This window comes from Pontixanthobacter luteolus (assembly GCF_947494915.1).
GTDB classification, from domain to species: domain Bacteria; phylum Pseudomonadota; class Alphaproteobacteria; order Sphingomonadales; family Sphingomonadaceae; genus Pontixanthobacter; species Pontixanthobacter luteolus.
Window position 1 is genome coordinate 1,259,461 of the sequence record NZ_CANLWR010000001.1, and the last position, 20,690, is coordinate 1,280,150.

General features: G+C 59.4%; 18 protein-coding genes, 1 tRNA gene and 2 pseudogenes. 9 read left to right on the forward strand and 12 right to left on the reverse strand.

Going from position 1 to position 20,690, the window contains the following annotated elements:
• Positions 1-18: 18 nt before the first annotated feature.
• Positions 19-408, reverse strand: a complete 390-nt coding sequence (locus PO778_RS06050; RefSeq protein ID WP_007163748.1) for a MerR family transcriptional regulator — start codon at positions 406-408, stop codon at positions 19-21.
• A 75-nt stretch (positions 409-483) separates the two neighbouring features.
• On the opposite strand from PO778_RS06050, the gene PO778_RS06055 reads away from it, so the two are divergent.
• Genes PO778_RS06055 through PO778_RS06070 form a run of 4 tightly spaced genes read left to right on the forward strand, consistent with a single transcriptional unit; the run spans position 484 to position 2,749 of the window.
• Complete coding sequence (locus PO778_RS06055) at positions 484-831, forward strand: mercuric transporter MerT family protein (RefSeq protein ID WP_007163747.1); 348 nt, start codon at positions 484-486, stop codon at positions 829-831.
• Positions 824-1,036: a GDCCVxC domain-containing (seleno)protein gene (locus tag PO778_RS06060; protein WP_081432306.1), complete on the forward strand. Its 213-nt coding sequence runs from the start codon at positions 824-826 to the stop codon at positions 1,034-1,036. The genes PO778_RS06055 and PO778_RS06060 overlap by 8 nt, the downstream gene beginning before the upstream one ends.
• Positions 1,029-2,360, forward strand: a complete 1,332-nt coding sequence (locus PO778_RS06065; RefSeq protein ID WP_007163746.1) for a dihydrolipoyl dehydrogenase family protein — start codon at positions 1,029-1,031, stop codon at positions 2,358-2,360. The genes PO778_RS06060 and PO778_RS06065 overlap by 8 nt, the downstream gene beginning before the upstream one ends.
• A complete protein-coding gene (locus tag PO778_RS06070; RefSeq protein ID WP_007163745.1) occupies positions 2,357-2,749 on the forward strand; it encodes a hypothetical protein in 393 nt (130 codons plus the stop codon). Before PO778_RS06065 ends, PO778_RS06070 begins: the two co-directional genes overlap by 4 nt.
• A gap of 1,698 nt (positions 2,750-4,447) precedes the next feature.
• On the opposite strand, the pseudogene PO778_RS13705 reads toward PO778_RS06070, so the two are convergent.
• The 3 genes and pseudogenes from PO778_RS13705 to PO778_RS06085 all read right to left on the reverse strand — a co-directional run.
• Positions 4,448-4,990: pseudogene (locus PO778_RS13705) on the reverse strand (ParB/RepB/Spo0J family partition protein); the annotation flags it as partial.
• 57 nt (positions 4,991-5,047) lie between these two features.
• Positions 5,048-9,295, reverse strand: a complete 4,248-nt coding sequence (locus PO778_RS06080; protein WP_221572372.1) for a strawberry notch family protein — start codon at positions 9,293-9,295, stop codon at positions 5,048-5,050.
• 78 nt (positions 9,296-9,373) lie between these two features.
• Entirely contained in the window at positions 9,374-10,189 is an 816-nt protein-coding gene (locus PO778_RS06085) for a DUF7146 domain-containing protein (protein ID WP_500048858.1), read from the reverse strand.
• A gap of 161 nt (positions 10,190-10,350) precedes the next feature.
• On the opposite strand from PO778_RS06085, the gene PO778_RS06090 reads away from it, so the two are divergent.
• Complete coding sequence (locus PO778_RS06090; protein ID WP_370515051.1) at positions 10,351-11,013, forward strand: transglycosylase SLT domain-containing protein; 663 nt, start codon at positions 10,351-10,353, stop codon at positions 11,011-11,013.
• Positions 11,010-11,213: a DUF5818 domain-containing protein gene (locus PO778_RS06095; protein ID WP_007163740.1), complete on the forward strand. Its 204-nt coding sequence runs from the start codon at positions 11,010-11,012 to the stop codon at positions 11,211-11,213. The genes PO778_RS06090 and PO778_RS06095 overlap by 4 nt, the downstream gene beginning before the upstream one ends.
• 9 nt (positions 11,214-11,222) lie before the next feature.
• Here the strand turns inward: PO778_RS06095 and PO778_RS06100 are convergent, their stop codons facing one another.
• From PO778_RS06100 to aspS, 8 genes and pseudogenes are all read right to left on the reverse strand, one after another.
• Positions 11,223-11,876 carry a tyrosine-type recombinase/integrase gene (locus PO778_RS06100; protein WP_438944388.1) on the reverse strand — a complete coding sequence of 218 codons (654 nt, stop codon included), beginning with the start codon at positions 11,874-11,876 and terminating at the stop codon, positions 11,223-11,225.
• 87 nt (positions 11,877-11,963) lie between these two features.
• Positions 11,964-12,553: pseudogene (locus tag PO778_RS06105) on the reverse strand (tyrosine-type recombinase/integrase); the annotation flags it as partial.
• Positions 12,554-12,653: 100 nt separating this feature from the next.
• Positions 12,654-12,730: transfer RNA gene (locus PO778_RS06110), tRNA-Met, on the reverse strand.
• A gap of 68 nt (positions 12,731-12,798) precedes the next feature.
• Positions 12,799-13,320: a 2'-5' RNA ligase family protein gene (locus tag PO778_RS06115; RefSeq protein ID WP_271438940.1), complete on the reverse strand. Its 522-nt coding sequence runs from the start codon at positions 13,318-13,320 to the stop codon at positions 12,799-12,801.
• The gene (gene mltG, locus PO778_RS06120; RefSeq protein ID WP_160730069.1) at positions 13,317-14,291 is read right to left on the reverse strand and encodes an endolytic transglycosylase MltG; all 975 of its coding nucleotides are present in this window, start codon (positions 14,289-14,291) and stop codon (positions 13,317-13,319) included. The genes PO778_RS06115 and mltG overlap by 4 nt, the downstream gene beginning before the upstream one ends.
• 1 nt (position 14,292) lies before the next feature.
• Positions 14,293-15,552 carry a beta-ketoacyl-ACP synthase II gene (fabF, locus tag PO778_RS06125; protein ID WP_160730070.1) on the reverse strand — a complete coding sequence of 420 codons (1,260 nt, stop codon included), beginning with the start codon at positions 15,550-15,552 and terminating at the stop codon, positions 14,293-14,295.
• Positions 15,553-15,661: 109 nt separating this feature from the next.
• The gene (locus PO778_RS06130) at positions 15,662-15,898 is read right to left on the reverse strand and encodes an acyl carrier protein (protein WP_160601236.1); all 237 of its coding nucleotides are present in this window, start codon (positions 15,896-15,898) and stop codon (positions 15,662-15,664) included.
• 144 nt (positions 15,899-16,042) lie between these two features.
• On the reverse strand, positions 16,043-17,833 hold the full coding sequence (aspS, locus tag PO778_RS06135) for an aspartate--tRNA ligase (protein ID WP_271438941.1): 1,791 nt from the start codon (positions 17,831-17,833) through the stop codon (positions 16,043-16,045).
• A 166-nt stretch (positions 17,834-17,999) separates the two neighbouring features.
• On the opposite strand from aspS, the gene rnd reads away from it, so the two are divergent.
• From rnd to PO778_RS06150, 3 genes are all read left to right on the forward strand, one after another.
• A complete protein-coding gene (gene rnd / locus PO778_RS06140; RefSeq protein WP_271438942.1) occupies positions 18,000-19,298 on the forward strand; it encodes a ribonuclease D in 1,299 nt (432 codons plus the stop codon).
• Positions 19,295-20,191, forward strand: a complete 897-nt coding sequence (locus PO778_RS06145) for a hydrogen peroxide-inducible genes activator (protein ID WP_160730073.1) — start codon at positions 19,295-19,297, stop codon at positions 20,189-20,191. The genes rnd and PO778_RS06145 overlap by 4 nt, the downstream gene beginning before the upstream one ends.
• Positions 20,192-20,326: 135 nt before the next feature.
• A complete protein-coding gene (locus tag PO778_RS06150) occupies positions 20,327-20,686 on the forward strand; it encodes a PilZ domain-containing protein (RefSeq protein WP_160730074.1) in 360 nt (119 codons plus the stop codon).
• Positions 20,687-20,690: the final 4 nt, after the last annotated feature.

The following is a 20,690-nucleotide window of genomic DNA, read 5'->3' on the forward strand; positions in this document are numbered from 1 at the left end:
TAGCTTGAATTCGCTGGGCTAGCCTTCGCCCGCGAGGCTTTCCAATACCGGGCACCGATCATTGCTCGTGGTGCCACATTGCTCGATCAGTTTAGCGAGAGCGTTCTCCATACGCTCAAGGTCGGCCCGCTTCGCACGGATGTTTGCGAGGTGCTGCTCGGCGATCGATTGCACCTCATCGCAACGCACTTCCTGACCTGGCGTTAAGTCAAGCAATGCCCGCACCTCTTCGAGGGAAAATCCGAGTTCGCGCGCGCGCCGAATGAAGCGGAGGCGCTCCGTGTCGTGAGGACCATAGTCGCGGTAGGCGCCCCTTCTCGGCGGAGCATCGATAACGCCTATCCGTTCGTAATACCGGATTGTCTCGATGTTACACCCGGTCCGCTTCGCCACTTCGCCAATTTTCAAAGCCAACCTCTTGAGTCTGTAGTTGCTACAGACTGTAAATAGGTATGCGAATCGAGGTTTGCAAAAGGACGATCGATGCGCGGCATCAGCACATGGTGGAACGGATTGGCGACGGGCGGGGGTATCTTTGCAGCCTTCGGGGCAGCTGCATGCTGTGCACTGCCCTTGATGCTCGCGTCGGTGGGTGTGGGCTCGGCGTGGCTTGGCAGCATCTCGCCGGTCCTGGCCCCCTATCGCGTCCCGTTGCTGACCCTGGCGTCGGCTCTTCTTCTCGCTGCGACCCTCCGTTTGCTCTGGCAGTTTCGGCAGGCACGAACATGCCCGGCGGACAGTGCATGCGGATCATCGACTTATCGAGCGCTGACCGCCATAGGAATTGCCATCGGTGCGGCGCTGCTGACAGGTGCCTTCCTCTATGGCTGATCCGATCCTGATCTCGCGCTTGCGCTGTCCCGAATGCGGTCATGAGGAGGACATGGAAATGCCGACCAACGCTTGCCTGTTCTTCCATAACTGCGCGGGTTGCGGCGTTCGCCTTCAGCCGCTCCAAGGCGATTGCTGCGTGTTCTGCTCGTACGGCACCGTTCCCTGCCCCCCAATACAGGAAGGGGATTGCTGCCATGGCTGAGGCTTTCGATTTCGTCGCCATCGGATCGGGAACTGCTGCGCAGGTCGCGGTCCACCAGATGGCCAACGCCGGGAAGCGCTGCGCGGTTATCGATTATCGGCCTTACGGTGGCACATGTGCGCTTCGAGGGTGCGACCCGAAAAAGATGATGGTGAGCGGAGAGGAAGCGCTCGCGGCATACAGGCGAATGAAGGGGAAGGGCATCAAGGGCTCGGTTTCAATTGATTGGGCCGACCTCCAGGCATTCAAGCGCAGCTTTACCGACCCCGTCCCTGAAAAGCAGGAAGCTCGCTACGAGCGTAAGGGCGTCGCGACTTTTCACGGCGCGGCACGCTTTGCTGGCCCCGACAGGATCGTGATAGGCGACCGGGAACTGAGTTTCTCGCACGCTCTTATCGCAACGGGAGCAGAGCCTCGGCCGCTTGGGATCGAAGGTGAGGAATTGCTGATTCACAGCGATGCATTCCTAGAACACAAAACCCTTCCAGATCGGATCGTATTCGTCGGCGGCGGATACATTGCCGCAGAATTTGCCCACCTCGCCGCGCGCGCCGGTGCAAAGGTCACAATCTTCCAACGAGGCCGCATTCTGAAAGCCTTCGACCCTGACACGGTCGATTGGCTCATGCCAAGTTTCGATGATCTCGGCATCGAAATTGTGGACGCTGAAGTGGACCGCGTAACGAAGAAAGGCAACGTGCTGACCGTCCATGCTGGCGACCGCAGGATCGAAGGGAGCCTGGTGGTGCACGCTGCCGGAAGAATCCCTGCGATCGGCTCGCTCGATCTGGAGGCGGGAGACGTCGCCTGTGACGCGGGTCGCTTGGCACTTACCGCCCAGCTACGGAGCCAAAGTAACCCCAAGGTCTTCGCGGCAGGTGACGCTGCTGCAAATGGCCCGCCACTGACTCCAGTCTCCAGTAACGATGCCAAGGTCGTGGTAGAAAACATACTCGATGATACCGGTCGAACTCCGAACTATCGAGGGGTGCCAAGTGCACTTTTCACGGAGCCGCCGGCGGCCAGGGTCGGAATGCTGGAAAGCGAGGCGCGTGAGGCAGGGCTGGATTTCACGGTGCATGCTGGCTCGCACCCTGGTTGGTTCTCGGCGAGGCGGCTGAACGAAGAGATCTACGGCCACAAGCTGCTGGTCGAGAACGGAACGGGACGCATCCTTGGAGCCCACTTGGTCGGCCCTGACGCCGACGAGCTCGTCAATATCTTCGGCTTGGCCATGCGCCATGGGCTAAACGCGGACGACATCAAATCTACCATGTTCGCTTATCCGACGGCGGCCTCCGATGCAGGGTATATGTTGGGATGAGCAACGCGGAAGCCACCAACAAGCGTGACTTGGCCGCCAACCGTCTGCACCGCATCCTAATCTGGGGCGTGCCGTTTGCGGCGCTAATCGGCCTAAACTTTACCGCAGAACTTCTGCAACCGAACGAGAGGGTGGAAATCGCGGCGGTGCTGTTCCTATGGATGGGGGCGGCGTGCTCGTTAAACGCTTTGCGTTGCCGTCGGCTTCACTGCATGATCGCAGGGCCAGCATTTTTGATTGGTGCTGCGCTTCTTGCCATGGTGGCATTCGGCTTGGCTGATTTCGGGAAACACGGTCCAAGCGTCATCATCTGGGTCACGTTTGGGGTAGTTGCTGGCAGCTTTATCGCCGAACGCATAGCAGGGAAGTATTGGCGAAGACCGGCGTAAGCTCAGGTTTCTGTTCACAGCGAAATAGAAACGAGACCCTCTCCACCAAGAACCTTTTCAAAGCGAACACGAGCGGGTGGTCTCGATCAAGCAGACTGCCGTCTGCTTCTGCTGCGCAGTCGCCTGGGAGCGGACTGTCAGCAACCGGCCCAGACCTGGACATGAAAAAGGCGGCCCGTACGATAGGTACGGACCGCCCACCGAGTAGCCGGAACCTGTCAGGAGGAGTCAGGCAGCTTCCTCGGTAATTGTATCCTTCGTTTCGTCGACCGGTGAGAGCGTTAGTTCGTCATCCACAGGCTCGTTTGGAGAGCCGAAGCGCATGATCTCGGGCACCCACGCTCCCGCTCGCGTTTTCACATCCGCCTCGCCGATGAAATTGCCGGAGAAGATGCGCTCGGCTGCGCTCGCCAACTCTGCTTTCTTCGAACCTGCATAGCGACTGACGAGTTCGGGGCCGCCTGCTGCATCGAGCGCTTCGAGTGTACGCGCCTTGGCCACACGATCGAATAAGTTCGCCGCCGTCGGCCGCCACCAGTGCGCGGTCTCGATCTCGAGCAGCGACCCGAGGATTTCATGCAGCGGCGCCGAGCGATCGCCTTCACACGCAAGGCTCGCGACCAGCGTGCGGGATACGACATGACCGAGCCAGGCCGAACGTGCTTCATCGCTCAATGCGCGGAAGCGTTCGAACCGTTCGACATCGGTCTCGCCGGCGCGCCAGCTTTCGTCGAGCGAAGCGACAAATTCGGCGAGCGCAGCGCTTGCTGGGGCGTCCTTCGCCTCGAAGCCGACCACCGGTCCCGATGCTACCGAGCCGACCAGCGTCGATGCCTTCTTCGCGCGCCAGTCATGTCCATCGGCGTCTGCGAGCGTGAAGACCATGAAGTCGAGCGCAAGCGCAGGATCATTGGCCAAGTGGATCGCCAGGATATCGCGGCGCTGCATCGCGAGCTCGTCGAGCAGTCGCTGTGAAAGCGCTCCACTCTTGCGCTTGGTATCAGCGCCAGCATCCACCGGTTCGACTGCTCCGTCGTCAGCGTTGACGACTTCAACTTCGGTGTAGAATTGCGGCACCAATGCCGGTTCGCCATTGCGAGAGAGCACGAGGAACGCTCCAGCCTCCGACTTCAGCTCGTCGGCAAGCACCGGCGGACGATCGTTGAGATCGCGCATCGCGCGGTCGATCGAGACCAGTTCCTCTTCCGCCTTGGCGATCTCGCTTTCGTCGCTGTCCTCATCCTCAAGGATGGCGGCCGTCCGATCGTAGTCGGCTTCAAGGTCGCTGAGCTCACGAGCCTCGTCTTCGGTTAGCGGAGCCGGTTCGCATGGGAGCCGATTGAGGCCCTCGATGAGATCGTGGCTGACATAGTTGCCAAGCGTGGGTCGCACCCAGGCAAGACCGTGTTCTTCCGCGACCTTCTTCGCAGCATCATCCATCGCTTTCTGGGCAAGGTCTTCGAGAAGCGCGACATCGATCCAGCTCTCGCTGGCTTCGTCGTCGAACAGTTCGCGTTCGATCCGGCCGCCTGCAGCAAGGTAGGCATCGCGCCCGACCAGAACCGCGCGCGGATCGGAGCCACGAACAGTGGCATCAAGCACCATGCGCCGGATTGTGTCTGGCGTGACCTGGTACCAGGCATCCTTCAGTTCGGCAAAGACGTGCGCCTGACGATCGATGTCTGAGATTGCCCCATAGGCCTTGGCCATGTCGAGCGTGATTGCGCCTTCGGCGAGCGCTTCAAAGACACAAGGTGCGAGGCCTGCCAGACGCAGACGACCCTCGACAAAGCGGGCCGTGAGACCGAACCGGCGGGCAACGTCTTCGGTACTGGCTCCCGCCTCGATGATCGCAGCAAAAGCCTGTGCCTCGTCGGCCGGGTTCATTGCGAGGCGCTGGAAGTTCTCGGCGAGGCTTGCTTCGCGTACTTCGCTTTCCTCGCCTTCGATGACGAGACAAGTGACTTCGTGATTCTTGGGAAGAGAGCCCTCCTCGGCCAGCGCCTGGAGCTGAGCCAGACGGCGACCACCGGCCTCGACTTCGAACTTGCCGCGCTTTGCTTTTCGCACGACGAGGTTCTGCAAGAGTCCGCGGGCGGCAATGTCCGCCCGCAGCTGCAGGTCGGCAAGTACGTCGCTCGACTTGCGAACATTCCGCGGGCTTGGGACGAGCTTTTTCAAAGGAATAGACTGGATCATGGATTGTCTCCTGATGGATTGAAAAGCCACGCGACGGTGCATGGCCCGACAAGCCACCGGCTCCCTCCCCTCTCTCACGCTTGGTCATGGATTTGCCCTTCAGGCCGCAATGGCTGGGAGAACAGAGGATGCCTTCGACACGGGGACGAAAAGGCGCGTGCGGTAGCGGATGATCTCGGTGAAACAGCCCTTGGTCTTATACCAGTCGAGGCGCTCAGGCGCGTAACCGGTGAGTTCGAGGCGCTGCTCGCCGCCGACCAGAGAGCGCTTGATGGTCAGTGCGTCATGACTGGTAAGCGGCTGGGGTGTCCCGCTTGCCAGGACCAGTCTTCCGAGCTCAGCCGGAGCCGGACCGGACACACCCTTCAGGCCGAACGTCTCGGCGATCTTGGCGAGGTCGATATCGAGGACTTCGCGCCCGATGATCGAGCTGCCGTCCTCGGCGGCAAGCCGGGTGACGGGGACATGGTCGCCAGGCAGCCGCTTCCAGACCGGGAGCAGCAGTCCCGTGGCCAGATGCACTCGTTCAGTGACCGGCGAGGCCGCTGCGGCGCTCTCTTCTTGTGTCCACAGCTGAGAGAACTCGGTCACGCCGACCTCTTCCCACAAGCTTTCTCCAAGCGCCTCAAGCGTCCAGTTGACCGATTGAAGCGGGCGCAACAGGCGACGGCGTTCGATCGCCGCGCCATCATCGGCGATGAGGCGCCGCGCCGGAACTGACAGGGCCACCTTGCCCGAGCGCGCATTGCGCAGGGGAATGGCCTGGAGTGATCCGATTTCGTGCATCCGCACGAGACGTTTGAAGCGCAGCGGACGCAATTGGCGTTTCACTTCGAGCGAAACGAGGCGGGTTTCGGCCCCCGAAACAGGATCGGTGCGGAGAACTTCATCAGACAGCACCGCGAAGCTGTCGACGCGAACCGTTTCCAGCCCCAGATCGAGCGTGCCAGCCTCGCGTGCGGCCTCGATCCGCGCTTCAACAAGTCCGAGATATTCCTCGAAGATGCCGTTCTGCAGTGCGATCGGGAGCGCAAGTATGCGGTTGAGCCAGCGTTGGATGGAGGGAAGGTTATCGCTCAGGCCGCCGTCGGGGTTCTCGAGCTTGAGTCCCGTCCTCTCGACGAAGTCCCCGAAACCGACCGCCTCGAGCTTGCTGTCGTAAAGCAGGTGGAACCAGCGCGAGAGCGCGTCCTTGGCATAGTCGCTTTCGAGATTGTCGGCAGGGTCGAACAGGTTCTGACCGCCGGTCTGACGCTGGCCGCGTGTGAGAGCGCCCAATGCGTCGAGCCTTCGCGCGATTGTCGAGATGAAGCGGCGTTCGCCCTTCACATCGGTCGTGACCGGGCGGAACAGCGGCGCAGAAGCCTGGTTAGTACGGTTTGTCCGGCCAAGACCCTGGATTGCATTGTCCGCGCGCCAGCCCGGTTCGAGGAGAAAATGGACGCGGCGCTGCTGGTTCTGCGCATCGAGATCGGCGTGATAGGATCGGCCCGTACCCCCCGCGTCCGAGAAAATCAGAATACGCTTCGTCCCGTCCATGAAGCACTGTGCTTCAGCGACGTTGGCGCTTGCGCTTCGACGTTCAAGCCGCTGCTGACCGTCGCGTCCCAAGACCAACCTGCGCGTGCGGCCTGTGACCTCGGCCACAGCCTCGGTCCCGAAGTGCTCGATGATGGCATCGAGTGCAGTGGCGATTGGCGGAAGGGCGCAAAGCTGTTCGATCAGCGCGTCGCGCGCAGCGATGGCACGCGAGCAGAGAACGGGATTGCCGTGATCGTCGCTCATCGCTTCGGATCGCAAATTGCCTTCCTCGTCAGTGAAGACCTGCATCAGGCGCACCGGGAAGCTCTTCGCGAGATAGTCGATGACATATTCGCGCGGAGAGAGATCGATATCGAGCGCTTCTCGCTCCTCGTCCGAGAGATCGGCCAGGCGTCGGTCAAGCATGGCCTCAGCGGTCGAGACCAGCTGCACCACCACCGAATGATCATCGCCGAGCGCCTCTTCCATTGCCGGGATCAGGCTCGGCAGTTTCATCGAGAGCAGAAGCTGCCCAAAGAAGCGCTGCTTGGTGCCTTCGAATATCGAGAGCGCCGCTGCCTTGGCGTTGCGATTGAGCGTATCGCCGCTGTCCTCATCGACCACCCTTGTGGCTTCGAGTGCTTGGTCGAGATTGCGGTGGATGATCGCCCAGGCATCGGCGTAGGCATCGTAGATCCGCACCTGCGCCTGCGTGAGCTGATGTTCGAGGATCTCGTATTCGACCCCGGCAAAGGACAACGCACGGGCAAGGTAGAGCCCCTGTGCCTTGAGATCGCGGGCGACGAGTTCCATCGCCGCGACGCCGCCGGCGCGGATCTCGGTCATGAATGCCTGATGCGTTGGGAACGCGGTTTCTGGCCCCCACAGTCCAAGGCGGGCTGTGTAGCCGAGGTTGGCAATGTCAGACGCGCCGGTAGCGGAAGCGTACAGAACACGTGCTCGCGGCAGATGGTTCTGCAGCCTGAGACCTGCCATCCCTTGCTCCGATCCTTTGACATTGCGGCGGGTCGAGGAAGAGCCGAGCGCATTAGCCATGGAATGCGCTTCGTCGAAGGCAATCACGCCCTCGAATTGCTCGGCGGCCCAGTCGAGGATCTGATCGAGCCTTGTGTCCTCGGCGCGTCCCGAGCGAAGCGTTGGATAGGTTACAAACAGGATACCCTCCGCCATTGTCACAGGACTTCCGAGATTCCATCGGGAGAGCGGCTGGATGTCGAGCGGGAGCCCGCCAAGCGCCTCCCAGTCGCGGCGCGCGTCTTCGAGCAGTGCCTCGTTCTTGGTGATCCAGATGTGACGGCGTTGGCCCGAGAGCCAGCGATCCATCATGACGCCCGCGATTTGGCGACCCTTGCCTGCGCCCGTACCATCACCGAGGAAAAAGCCTTGCCGGTAGGAGTGACCGTCCTCCGCGAGTTCGACCGTCGTTCCTTTTTGGCTTGGACGGAATTGCCCGGGAAGGTCGCGGGTGAATGCCTCGCAAGCGTAGATCAGTGTTTCGCACTGTGCGGCCGAGAGCAGTTTGCCCTCCTGCCAGTTCACGGGAAGCAAAGGGCGCGCTTTCGCTACCGGTGCCGCGACCGAGCCCATCGCGACCGATTCTACGAGCGGCGTCGGGTGAACAGGTGCATCGTCCATGATGACGCGGCTCGGTCGGTAAGGCAGGTAGATGCCCGCCTGCTCGGGAACGGGTGCAGGCTCTGCCAGGGCTTCATAGTTGAGCGCGACTGCCGCGCTTTTCTGGGCGGCTGCAGTCAGGAAAGGAGCAACCGGCTTGCGCGAAGCAGCGCCGCTTACCGAGGTCGCAACCGAGCGTACCGGAAGGCGATGAACGTTGGCCTGCAAAGGCGCACGATCAGGCAAATGCGCTAGGCAGGAATTCAGTTCGGTGAGGTCGGCGAACTCCCCCGTGATCGTGGAAGCGTCCTGAAGAGGCTCCTTGTCGATGACGACCATTCTGACCGCGATCCCGGTTCCGCTTCGCGAGAATGCGCCCGACAGCCGGACGTCGAGCAGCAGCGACGCCTGTTCCTGGTCTTCGACAAAGGTCGCGGCGTCAAAGCTGTCCGGGAGAATGGCCACGAGGCGACCTCCTACCGCGCAAATCCGAAGCGCGCTGCGCAAGTGGCGCATTGCCGTGCGGCCATCGACGCCCCGCTCGCGGCTTCGAGCAAAGGGAGGATTCATCAGGATGACGCTGGGGTTGAGGCTGGAACTATGGCCATCGGTCAGTTCTGCAACCAACTCGCCATCATGTGCGGATAGCCGGGCATCTGGGAAGATATGCGCCAGCGCATCGCCGCGCGCGCGATCGATCTCGTTCAGCGTCAGCGAGCACCCTCGAACGTCGCCCCAAAGCGCAAGAGCGCCATTCCCGGCTGACGGTTCGAGAACGCGATCGCGCGGGGCGAGGCAAGCGGCTTTGGCCATCAGCCATCCAAGGATCGGCGGCGTCGAAAACTGCTGTAGCTCGACTTGGCAGTCGCTGCGCACGTGGCGAGGCGGTAAGGCTGCATCGAGCCAATCGAACCGTGCTGCAGCCTCGTGGAAACCTGTATCGAGGTCGATGCGTGAGAACTCGCGGAGCCAGAGCAAGGCGCCAATCTCGACCGCGTTGTTGTAGTCGTCGATGGTCCACGCACTGCCCCAGTCCTGCACGTCGGTTTGAGCGGCGAAAAACTCGGAAATGTCAGGTCGGGTGAGATGGCATCCATCCGCAAGTCGCCGGGAAATTCGTTCACCGATTGCGAAAGCGAGCGGAATTGTGCTCGATGTCTCGCGGTCTGGAAAAAAGTCTGACTGAAACATGGCTTGTCGTCCTCCTGGTTGAGGCATCGGGACATGCGCCCTCTGCCGGGTCAGGAATTCGAGAAGCTCTCTCTCCTCTTAGCGACACGCCTTTCGGCGCAGCCATGACTGGAGCTCGTCGTTCCAGTCGGTACCGCGCAACTTAGGCCGTCGAACTTGGATTTGCCGCCCTTCACGGAGATAGGCACCTCGCCCGCGCTCGGCTGCAAGGTCGCCGCCAGAATCGTGATCCACGAAGAGATGAAGGTCGCTCACGCTCTCCGGAATGGCAACCAGCCCGAAGCGTCCATTGCCCAGCGTTGCCCACGTCGGGATACCAGTGAGCGCATAGGCCGACATCGCGCTTTCAATGCCTTCGGCGAGACCGAGCCTTCCCTCGGCAGGTTCGAACAGACGTACCGCCGCCTCGCCGAGAGACCCCAGTGCGCGTTTCGGCTTCGCAAACAATGCCTGCGTATTGCCGCATTGCGACAGGAAAGTCCGGTGAACGGCAATCGGCCCCTCGTCGAGGCTGACCGCAGCGATCATCGCTGGCAGGAAGCGTGCGCGACCCTTCGGTCCAAGCGGCGTGCGCGGATGAAATTTCAGCGCATGGGACGTGGCGAGGATGCCGCGCCCTTCGAGGTAGGCCTTGGCAGGACTTCGGTGCAACGGTCGAGCATCGCGCCAGATGCGGAGTGCTGCAGCCGATGGCTGGCTGGAATAGCGCGGCTGGATCGGAAACTCGTCGGAGGAGCCTGAGAATAGCGCAGAGGTCTCGATCCCTTCTCGAGCGAGGGCAGCGAGCACGCTCGCCTGATCGCATCCGGCGAAACAATGCAGTAGGATAGCCCTCCGGCCAAGCGTAACGCCGAGCGAAGGGTTGCGGTCACCATGCGCGGGACAACGGGCCATGCCCTTGGTGCCTGACCACTTGCCGCCGCGGCTCTCGCAGAGCTTGCGAGCGGTGTCCTCTAGCGAGGGGCGGGATAGGGTTGAGTTCGAAACGGACATACTGGCTCCATCGCCGCACAATTGCCCCTGCAGACTGCCCCCTTTCCTCTTACCGGACGCGTATGGCGCTTTCCTACACCCTTATGTTCCATTTATGTTCTGCCACCTGTCCAGGCAAGACAAGAGAGAACGCAATGAGACGAAAATGGGTAACTGGCGTGTGTTGCGGGCTCGCAATTGCGATCCCCGCCATCGCTCAGGCGCAGGAGTTCCGGGTCTTTGATCATCGACTGAGCAGGGTCGAAAAGCCGGTAGACAATGAAGTTATGTACGATCCTTCTCTGGCGGTCATTGGGACCGAAGGAGGGTACCCATCGGCCGCCAACCGAAGTTTCAAGGAGACGCTCTACGAACCCCTCATCCGCCAAGCTGAAGCAAGGTATCGATTGCCGCCTCGCTTGCTCCAAGCATTGGTCTGGCAAGAATCTCGGTTTAATCCAATGGCGATCAGTCCGGCTGGTGCTGCCGGACTTGCGCAACTTATGCCTGCAACCGCACGAGAACTCGGCGTAACCAATCGGCACGACCCAGCTCAGAATATCGACGGTGGCGCGCGATATCTAAGGCAGATGCTCGACCGGTTTGGTGCGATCCATCTCGCATTGGCGGCCTACAATGCGGGACCCGGCGCGGTATCCCGTGCTGGTGGAATTCCAAGAAATCGGGAAACGCCGGGATATGTGAGGAGCGTTATCCAAAGATGGATGGCATACGGAGCACTATGAACACGAATCGGAAAAGGATCAGCGGACGGCTCGAGCATCTCCCGCGTGGGGCAGCTATCGTGACAGATGCAGGCGACCACTGGGTTCTGGAAGGCTACGAACCATCGAACGATGACTTCGGTTTCGAGGTCACCGCCGAGGGTGTCGTTGTGGGCTTTGACCGCCTTCGAGTTGAGTGGCTGGGCCAAGTCCCGGCATAGCACGCTAAATCACGCAGCTCTCAAGATCGCAACATTGCCTGTTTTTCCGCGCATCGCATCGAGGAAGTTCGCCCAATCTTGAAGCATCGCGCGACGGGGCGCCAGATACTCTGCGGCATTATAGGCCCCGCGAACTTCGTTCTCCTCGCTATGAGCCAGTTGAAGCTCGACCCAGTCTTCATGGTACTTTCGGATCCACATTGGCGGTTGGCCGACTTCGACAAGCTGTTCATTGGCCCATGTGCTCGCAAGACCTCTGAAGCCATGAACAGTCTGCCGACCGTGATAGCCCAGACGATACAAACCATAGATCATGGTGTTTTCGGATAGCGGCACTCCACGCTTCTGGCCGGGAAAGACATAGTCACTTTGAGAACATGCGATCATGTCCTTGGCGAGCGAAGCGGCTTGCATTGACAATGGTACGATATGCTCACGGTGCATCTTCATTCGATCAGGCCCGATGCGCCAAAGCGGAGAGTTTCCTTCTAGATCCTCGAACTCGTGCTTCTTGGCAAAACGAAGTTCCTTCGTTCTGACCCATGTCAGAAGCGCGAAGGTGAGCGCTGCGCGAGTAATCTCGGAGCGTCGCTCCCCTTCTTCATTGTATTGATCCAGCTTGTTTATGAGCTCTGGCAACAGAGCGAGCGGCAGTTTGGCCATATGCTTTACGCGAGGTCGCGGCTTCAGAGCGCCGCGAAGATGAGCCGTGGGGTCCGCATCGCAAAGCCCACTCGCGATGGCGAACTGGAAAACTTGGCCAATGCTCTGCTTCGCACGCCGACTGATATCCAGAGCCCCCCGTTCTTCAATATTGCGGATCACGCCTAAAACTTCAGGGGGGTGATCTCGTGCATCATCCTTTCGCCCAATACCGGAAACACGTCCCGTTCCATCCGAGACCAGACACGCTTCGCATGAGCTGGATCAAGGCTGCTCTTTCGATTCTTGTGCCACATCTCAGCAACAGCCTTGAAGGTTTTCTCTGGCTCGAAATCTCGACCAGGCTTGTGGACCATCGGATCCTTGCCTTCGGCCAAGGCAGCCCTTGCAAGCGTCTTCAACTCACGCGCAGCCGCTATTCCGACGTCAGGATAAGCACCAAAGGAAAGCAGCTTCTCCTTTCCGCGATAGCGGTATTTCATGCGCCAGAGCTTCGAACCGTTCGCTTTTACGAGGAGGAATAGCCCTTCACCGTCGGCAAGCTTGTAGGGTCGTTCTGCCGCCTTCGCATTCTTGATCTGAATCTCACTCAAAGCCATTGGGGGTATCGCTCCTTTTCGGTACCCCCCGAAAGTACCCCCAAAATACCCCCACTCCAAATCCGGCTTCAAGCGCATGCAAGCGAACGCAAGCGGACGCGAATCAGCGACATGGTTTTGATTTCATTGTTTTTTTCGGATTTATACGGAAGAATGCGAACCCATGCGGATTCGAGAATGGTAGCGGAGGAGGGACTCGAACCCCCGACACGCGGATTATGATTCCGCTGCTCTAACCACCTGAGCTACTCCGCCCCGAGAAGGGTAATGCGCGGGTGTTCCACCTGCGCAGGCGGCGCATTTAGGGCCGTGCTGCCTCCGGGTCAACCGCGAAACGGGTAAGTTCTCACAAAGTCCCACGGCCCCCCGCGATATATGTGCAAAGACAGGCCGGAGAAACGGAAATCGCGCGGCTCGACCTGCGGTTCGAGTTGCTGCTGAAGTGCTTTCGCCTCGCTCGGATCGACTTTATTCTGGATGGTGACATGCAGGCGCGGCATGTGCTGATCCTGCGGTATCAGGAGCCCGCGGAACCGAACCGCCAACTCCTCCCAAATGTGCAATATACCGCTGCTGGAGAGCTTCAGAGCGGTCCCTTTGCCCAGCGGCATGATCCCGTCGAGACGAGCCTCGACCGGTGCATTTTCGGCTGAAATACTGGCCAGTGCCCGCTTTATTTCACCTTCCGCCGATGGGGGCAGAGCGTGAAAGAGTGTGACGTGGGCAGAAAGGTAGTTCCGCTCCGGAGGGAAATGCCGGGTACGCAGATCGGTCGCCCATTTTCCCAAGCCATCCGGCAGTTCGGCAGTGATGATGAATGGAGCGTCGGAAATCGCGCCGCTCACATCTCGCCGCGCTCGCGGCGCAGCGCAAACCAGCGATCCACCGCTGCCTGATGCTCCGCCAGTGTCTCGTTGAATTCGTGACCGCCCTTGCCGTCAGCGACCATATAGAGCGCTTTCGTTGTCGCCGGATCGAGCACTGCTGCGATGGATTCGCGGCCCGGATTGGTAATCGGACCATCAGGCAGGCCTGTCATTGTGTAGGTATTGTAGCCATTTACTGCTGCAATCTCAGATTGCCTGATACGCCGGCCAAGCGGCTTACCCTTGGTAATCGGATAAATGATCGTCGGATCGGCTTGCAGCAACATGCCGGTCTTGACGCGGTTCGAATACAAGCCGGCGACCATTCGCCGCTCCGACGCGACGCCTGTTTCTTTCTCAACGATGGAAGCGAGAATCACCGCCTCTTCAGGCGTATCGACTGCGATATCCGATTTCCGCTTCGGCCAGGCCTCTGCAATGTAATTGCGCATGGCAACCTGCATCCGGGCGAGTACCTTGGTCCGGTCTTCACCGCGCTCGAAATCATAGGTGTCAGGCAGCACAGAGCCTTCTGCCGGAACCGGAATTTCTCCGGTCAGCAGCGGTTCTGCCATCAGTCGCTCGTGGACCATAATCGAAGGAAGCCCTTCGGGTATGGTAATGAACCTCCGGATCACATCGCCAGACTGGAATGCTTCCAGCATCTGCGCGGGACTGATCCCGGGCACCAGCTCGAATTCACCGGCCTGGATCGGGTCGCTGCCGCCAAAAATCTTTGCCCGCAGCAGGAAAGCGTCTGCGGAGCCGATATAGCCTTCGTCTTCCAGCTTGCGCGCAACCGATGTGAGCGATGAACCGGACGGGATCACGAAGGGCGTATCTTCTTCGACTTTAGCCGAACCGTACCAGCCGCCCGCGAAAACGATGCCCAATATTGCGGCGATGATCAGGCCAGCAATCGCAAGGAAGCAGCCGGCACGGCGGATCATTTTAGTCGACCTTCTTCAGCACAAGGCTGGCATTGGTCCCGCCAAAGCCGAAGCTGTTGTTGAGGACCGCTTTGACTTCGCGCTTTTTCGCCTTGTGAGGGACAAGATCGACGCCTTCGGTCCCTTCATCAGGGTCATCGAGGTTCAGCGTGGGAGGGACGATTTGATCGCGCATCGCAAGGATACAGAAAATCGCCTCTACCGCCCCGGCCCCGCCGAGGAGGTGCCCGATGGCAGATTTCGTGCTGCTCATCGATGCGCCGCCCAGATCATCGCCCAGCACGCGCTTGACCGCGGCGAGTTCGATCGTATCCGCCATGGTGGACGTACCGTGCGCATTGACGTAGTCGATGTCGCCGGAAGTCATGCCCGCTTTGCGCAGAGCCATATTCATCGCAAGTTCTGCACCCTTGCCTTCGGGATGCGGTGCGGTGACGTGATAGGCATCACCCGAAAGGCCATATCCGACGACCTCGGCATAGATCTTGGCGCCGCGTGCCTTGGCGTGCTCGTATTCTTCGAGGACAACAACACCGGCTCCCTCACCCATGACAAAACCGTCGCGGCCCTTGTCATAAGGTCGGCTTGCTTCTGTCGGGCGGTCGTTCATGCTCATGTTCAGGGCGCGCGCCTGCGCGAAACCTGCGACGCCAAGCGGATTCACGGTGCTTTCAGCGCCGCCAGCCAGCATCACGTCGGCATCGCCGTCCTTGATCATACGGGCAGCATCGCCGATCGAATGCGCCCCCGTTGAACACGCGGTTACCACAGCGTGGTTCGGCCCCATCAGCCCGTATTTGATCGAAACCTGACCTGAAATCAGGTTGATCAGACGACCATGTACAAAGTGCGGGCTGACCCTGCTCGGTCCGCGTTCCTTCAGGACGATCGACTCGCTTTCGATCCCTGGCAAGCCGCCAATGCCCGAACCGATCGAACAGCCGGCGCGAAGCTTGAGATCATCATCCATCTGATCAAGCCCGGCATCTTCCAGTGCCTGACCTGCGGCATCGATGCCGAAGACGATGAACGGATCGACTTGACGCTGGACCTTGTGGTCAACGCGTTTGTCCGGGTCGAACCCGAATTCGTGATCCTTTGGCTTCACCTCGCACGCAATGGTGCATTTATGATCAGAGGTGTCGAACTTCGTGATCTGACCTGCGCCGCTTTTGCTGGCGATCAGGTTTGCCCAGGATGTTTCGACATCACCGCCCAGCGGGGTGACAAGACCAAGTCCGGTTACAACGACACGGCGCATTCTATTCTCCAAAAACAACAGGCCCGGCCCAGTAAAGGGTCGAGCCTGTCAATTTCCCGCCGGCTGCCCTTGCGGACAAACCCTCAAGCGAGCGCAGCGGGATAGGCAATTAGCCCTTATGCTCTTCGATGTACTTGGTAGCATCGCCGACGGTGGTGATTTTCTCAGCCGCGTCGTCAGGGATTTCAACACCGAATTCTTCTTCGAACGCCATTACCAGCTCGACGATGTCGAGGCTGTCTGCGCCCAGGTCGTCAATGAAGCTTGCTTCCTGAGTGACCTTGTCGGCTTCAACACCGAGGTGCTCGACAACAATCTTGGAAACGCGATCAGCGGTATCGGACATATTTTCCCTCTCGAAATTGGGGGTTAGAAACTTTCCTGTCGCCCTAATGAACGACAGGCGTTGTGGCAAGTCTTAGCCGTGCAAATGGTGCGGAGCTTTTCGAAATGCAAGATTTTCTGCGCTACTTATCCAACTCCTACACCATCAGCCCTGCGGGGCAGGCTTTGGCGGTTCTACGACGCGAATGTGCACATCGCGCAATTGCTGGTTCGAAACTTTGTTCGGCGCGCCCATCATCAGGTCCTGTGCCTTCTGATTGAGCGGGAATGCGATCACTTCGCGAATATTCGGCTCATCGGCGAGCAGCATGACGATGCGGTCAATCCCCGGGGCAGAGCCACCATGCGGTGGTGCGCCAAGTTTGAACGCTTCGATCATGCCCGAAAATTCGGCATCGACCGTTTCCTTGCTGTAGCCGGCAACTTCGAATGCCTTGTACATGATTTCCGGCTTGTGATTCCGGATCGCACCGGAAGACAGTTCGTAGCCGTTGCAGACAATGTCATATTGCCACGCAAGGATGTCGAGCGGGTCCTGGTTTTCCAGAGCGTCCATCTCGCCCTGCGGCATGGAGAATGGGTTGTGGCTGAAATCGACCTTTTTCCGCTCTTCGTCGTATTCGAACATCGGGAAATCGACGATCCAGCAGAACTTGAAGCAGCCTTCTTCGATCAGACCGAGCTCTTCTGCCACCCGGGTGCGTGCAGCACCGGCAAGTTTGGCGGCCTCTTTTTCCTTGCCAGCCGCGAAGAACAGACCGTCATCATCACCCAGGCCCAATTCGTCATAAAGCTTGGCCATCAGATCAGGCCCGTGATTTTTTGCAATCGGCCCGCCGAATTCGCCGCCCTTGCGGGTCACATAGCCGAGCCCTGCGAAACCTTCTCCGCGGGCCCAATTATTCATATCGTCGAAGAACTTGCGGCTCTTCTCGTTGGTTTTAGGAGCAGGGATCACGCGCACCACACCGCCGCCGCCAACGATTTTCTCAAACAGGCCGAAGCCTGATTTCTCGAAGTGGCTGGTGACATCACTGATGATAAGCGGGTTGCGCAAATCGGGCTTGTCGCTGCCGTATTTCAGCATGGCCTCGCGGTAAGGGATGCGCGGGAACTCACCCGATGGCGTCACGCTCTTGCCGTTCGCGAATTCTTCGAACACGCCGGCCAATACCGGTTCCAGCGCCTGGAATACGTCTTCCTGCGTAACGAAGCTCATCTCGAGGTCGAGTTGGTAGAATTCCGGGCTGCGGTCGGAGCGCAGATCTTCATCGCGGAAGCAGGGCGCAATCTGGAAATACCGGTCGAAACCAGCAACCATCAGCAGCTGTTTGAACATTTGCGGAGCCTGGGGCAGCGCGTAGAAGCTTCCCGGGTGCAGGCGGCTCGGGACCAGATAGTCGCGGGCACCCTCGGGGCTGGAAGCTGCCAGGATCGGTGTCTGGATTTCGTTGAAACCCTGATCGGTCATGCGGCGGCGGATCGAGGAGATCACCTGACTGCGCAGCATGATGTTGTTGTGCATCGTCTCGCGGCGCAAATCGACGAAACGGTATTTGAGGCGGATATCTTCGGGATATTCCTGCTCGCCGGCAACCGGAAGCGGCAGTTCGTCTGCCTTGGACTGGACCGTTACGCCGCGCGCAAAGACTTCGATCTCACCTGTGGGCAGGTTAGAATTGATTGTGCCCTCGCCCCGCGCTTTCACTTCACCGTCGATCGTCACGACGCTTTCAACGCGCAGACCGTCGAGAATCGGCAGAGCGGGCGAATCTTCGTCAGCAACGATCTGGGTCAGTCCGTAATGATCGCGCAGGTCGACGAACAGCACACCGCCATGGTCGCGCTTGCGGTGGATCCAGCCGGAAAGGCGGACGGTGTCACCGACATTCGCCTTGGTCAGGGCTGCGCAGTTGTGGGTACGATAGGCGTGCATCTAAAATCTTTCCAATTTCCGGACTATGGCGCTAGGGGCGCATTGGCTGCGCCCTCGCTCAAATGTGTGGGCGGGCTAACAGGGGAACCGAGGGGTTTTGTCAAGGTGACAGAACGCCGATGCGGATCCCGAGTGGCGGTACTCCGCCCGCATATAGAAAAGTACGATGAAAATACATGATTTGATTACCACGACCGAAGCACTCGACGATTTGGTCTCTCGCCTCGAAAAATCCGACTTCGTCACCGTCGATACGGAATTCATGCGCGAGAACACGTATTGGCCTGAACTCTGCCTGGTCCAGATCGCCAATGATGAAGAAGCGGCCGCAATCGATCCGCTTGCAGACGGCATCGACCTGACGAGCCTGCTCGACCTGATGTGCGACAATGAAGACGTGCTGAAGATATTTCACGCCGGCGGTCAGGACGTCGAAATTATCTACAACCTGACCGGCAAGACGCCCCACCCCATTTTCGATACCCAGATCGCCATGATGGCAATCAGCCAGAGTGAACAGATCGGCTATGCCAACCTGGTCGAGAGCTGGCTGGGCATCACAGTCGACAAGGGCGCGCGCTTTACCGACTGGAGCCGCCGCCCGCTGACCGATCGGCAGATCGAGTATGCCATCGGCGATGTGACACACCTGTCCGAAATCTTCCCGAAAATGCTGCAGAAGCTGATCAAGACAGGCCGCGGCAAATGGCTGAACGCCGAAATGGAAAAACTCGCCGATCCGGAGAATTATCGCAACGATCCAACCAAGGCATGGCACCGGATTCGCGCCGCCGGGCGTAACCCGCAGGTTCTGGGACGGCTGAAGGCATTGGCAGCCTGGCGTGAAGAAGAAGCCCAGCACAAGGATATCCCGCGCGGCCGTATCATGCGTGATGAAACGCTGGCCGACATTGCCAGCCACCCGCCGAAGAAGCAGCTAGACCTTGCGAAGGTTCGCGGCCTGTCCAACGCCTGGCGCGAAAATGACATCGGCAAACGGATGATGAGAGTCCTGTCCGGTGCCGAACCGCTGCCGAAAAGCGAAATGCCGACCAAGACCAAGCGCGGCGCGCCACTGGGCAAGGAAGGGGCGCTGGTTGCCGACCTGCTCAAACTGCTGCTCAAGATCCGTTCACGCGAGATCGATATTGCCAGCCGCCTGCTGACGAAATCGGATGAGCTGGAAGCATTGGCCGCTGGCCTTCGAGATCTGCCGATCCTGAAAGGTTGGCGTTACGATGTGTTCGGTCAGGACGCGCTGGAACTGGTCGAAGGCAAAACCGGTTTCGCGGTTAAGGACGGCCGGCTCATCATGACGCATATCGATGTTGCCGAAGGCGATGCCGCGCCTGCCGATGATGCGGACGACGCTGACGATGCACAGGCGAAACCTGACGAGATGCCTTCCGAAGGTGAGCGAAGCCGCGAGAGTGACAGCGATAGCAACGGTGAAGAAGGCGAGTGAGCACCTACCTCCCCACCATCAAGCAATTGCAATATCTGGTCGCGCTGCATGAAACCGGCCATTTCGGCCGTGCGGCAGAGGCGAGCTTCGTTTCCCAATCCACCTTGTCGGCGGGCATCCGCGAGCTTGAGACACTGCTGGGCGTAACGCTAGTCGAGCGTAGCCGCCGTGTGGTCCGCTTCACCCCGCTTGGTGACAAGGTTGTTGCCAAGGCGCACCGTCTGCTGCGCGAAGCCGAAGAGTTGAGCGAACTGGTGCAGGCATCAGGGACGCCGCTGTCGGGGGAATTGCGGATGAGCGTCATTCCCACAATCGCCCCCTTCATGCTGCCGCACATATTGCCCCGGCTTCGCAAGGAGCGCCCTGCACTGAAACTGTTCCTGCGCGAAGAGACCAGCGCAGATGCGATCGAATCGCTTCAGCACGGGCGGGTCGACTGCGTGTTGCTCGCCCTGCCCTTCGCGACGGGCGACATCGAATATGAACATATCTGCGACGACAAGCTGTTCGTCGCTTTTCCAAAGGATGACCCGCGGGATCCGCCGGCTTCCATTCCCCCATCCATGATTGATGAGGGACATCTGCTGCTCTTGGAAGACGGCCACTGCCTTAAGGAACACGCGCTGGCCGCCTGCAACCGGCCCGAACTCAATGCCAGCGCCACGATGATCGGTACCAGCCTGCATACGCTGGTCCAGATGGTGGATAACGGACTCGGCATTACCATGCTGCCCGAAATGGCGATCAAGGCCGGTATTCTTAAAGGTACAGAGATTATCGCCCGTCCCCTGCAGACTGATAACCCCAGCCGCGAAATTGCGCTGATCTGGCGTAAGAATTCGCCTCGCGGCGAGGAATTCCGCCTCCTCGCGGAAGAATTGCGAGCTGGCTGACGGGTCGGCGGCATCTGTCGAGGGTTCCAGTGCCATCCGATGGTTAAATATTCCCTACCGAATATTTACTAAATATTTGCGATTGAACGGATAGTAATAGTCGCAGACGCCACGGGTAGCAGCAGGAAACGGCAGATGCGTTCTTATAATCGCTTTAAAACAGACCACAAAGTGGAATGCAGGATCGGCCGCAAGAAGGGCGCCGTGTCCCTTTACAACCTGTCCAGTGGCGGCTGCATGATCGAAACCGGCAGCAAACTGGCCGAGCAAGGCGCTCAGGTCGAAATAAAGCTGAGTGATAAAGTCGCGATGCCGGGCAAAATTGTCTGGCGTGTCGACCGGAATGTCGGGATTAAATTCGATCTGCCTCTGCACCAAAAGGTTGTCGAGGCATTCGGTTACTCGTCTGAAGAAGAATTTGACCGGGATGATCCGCGTGATCGCTTTGGTATTCCGCTTGTCGAATGCTCGGTGGCTGCGGGTTTGATCGAATAAAGCA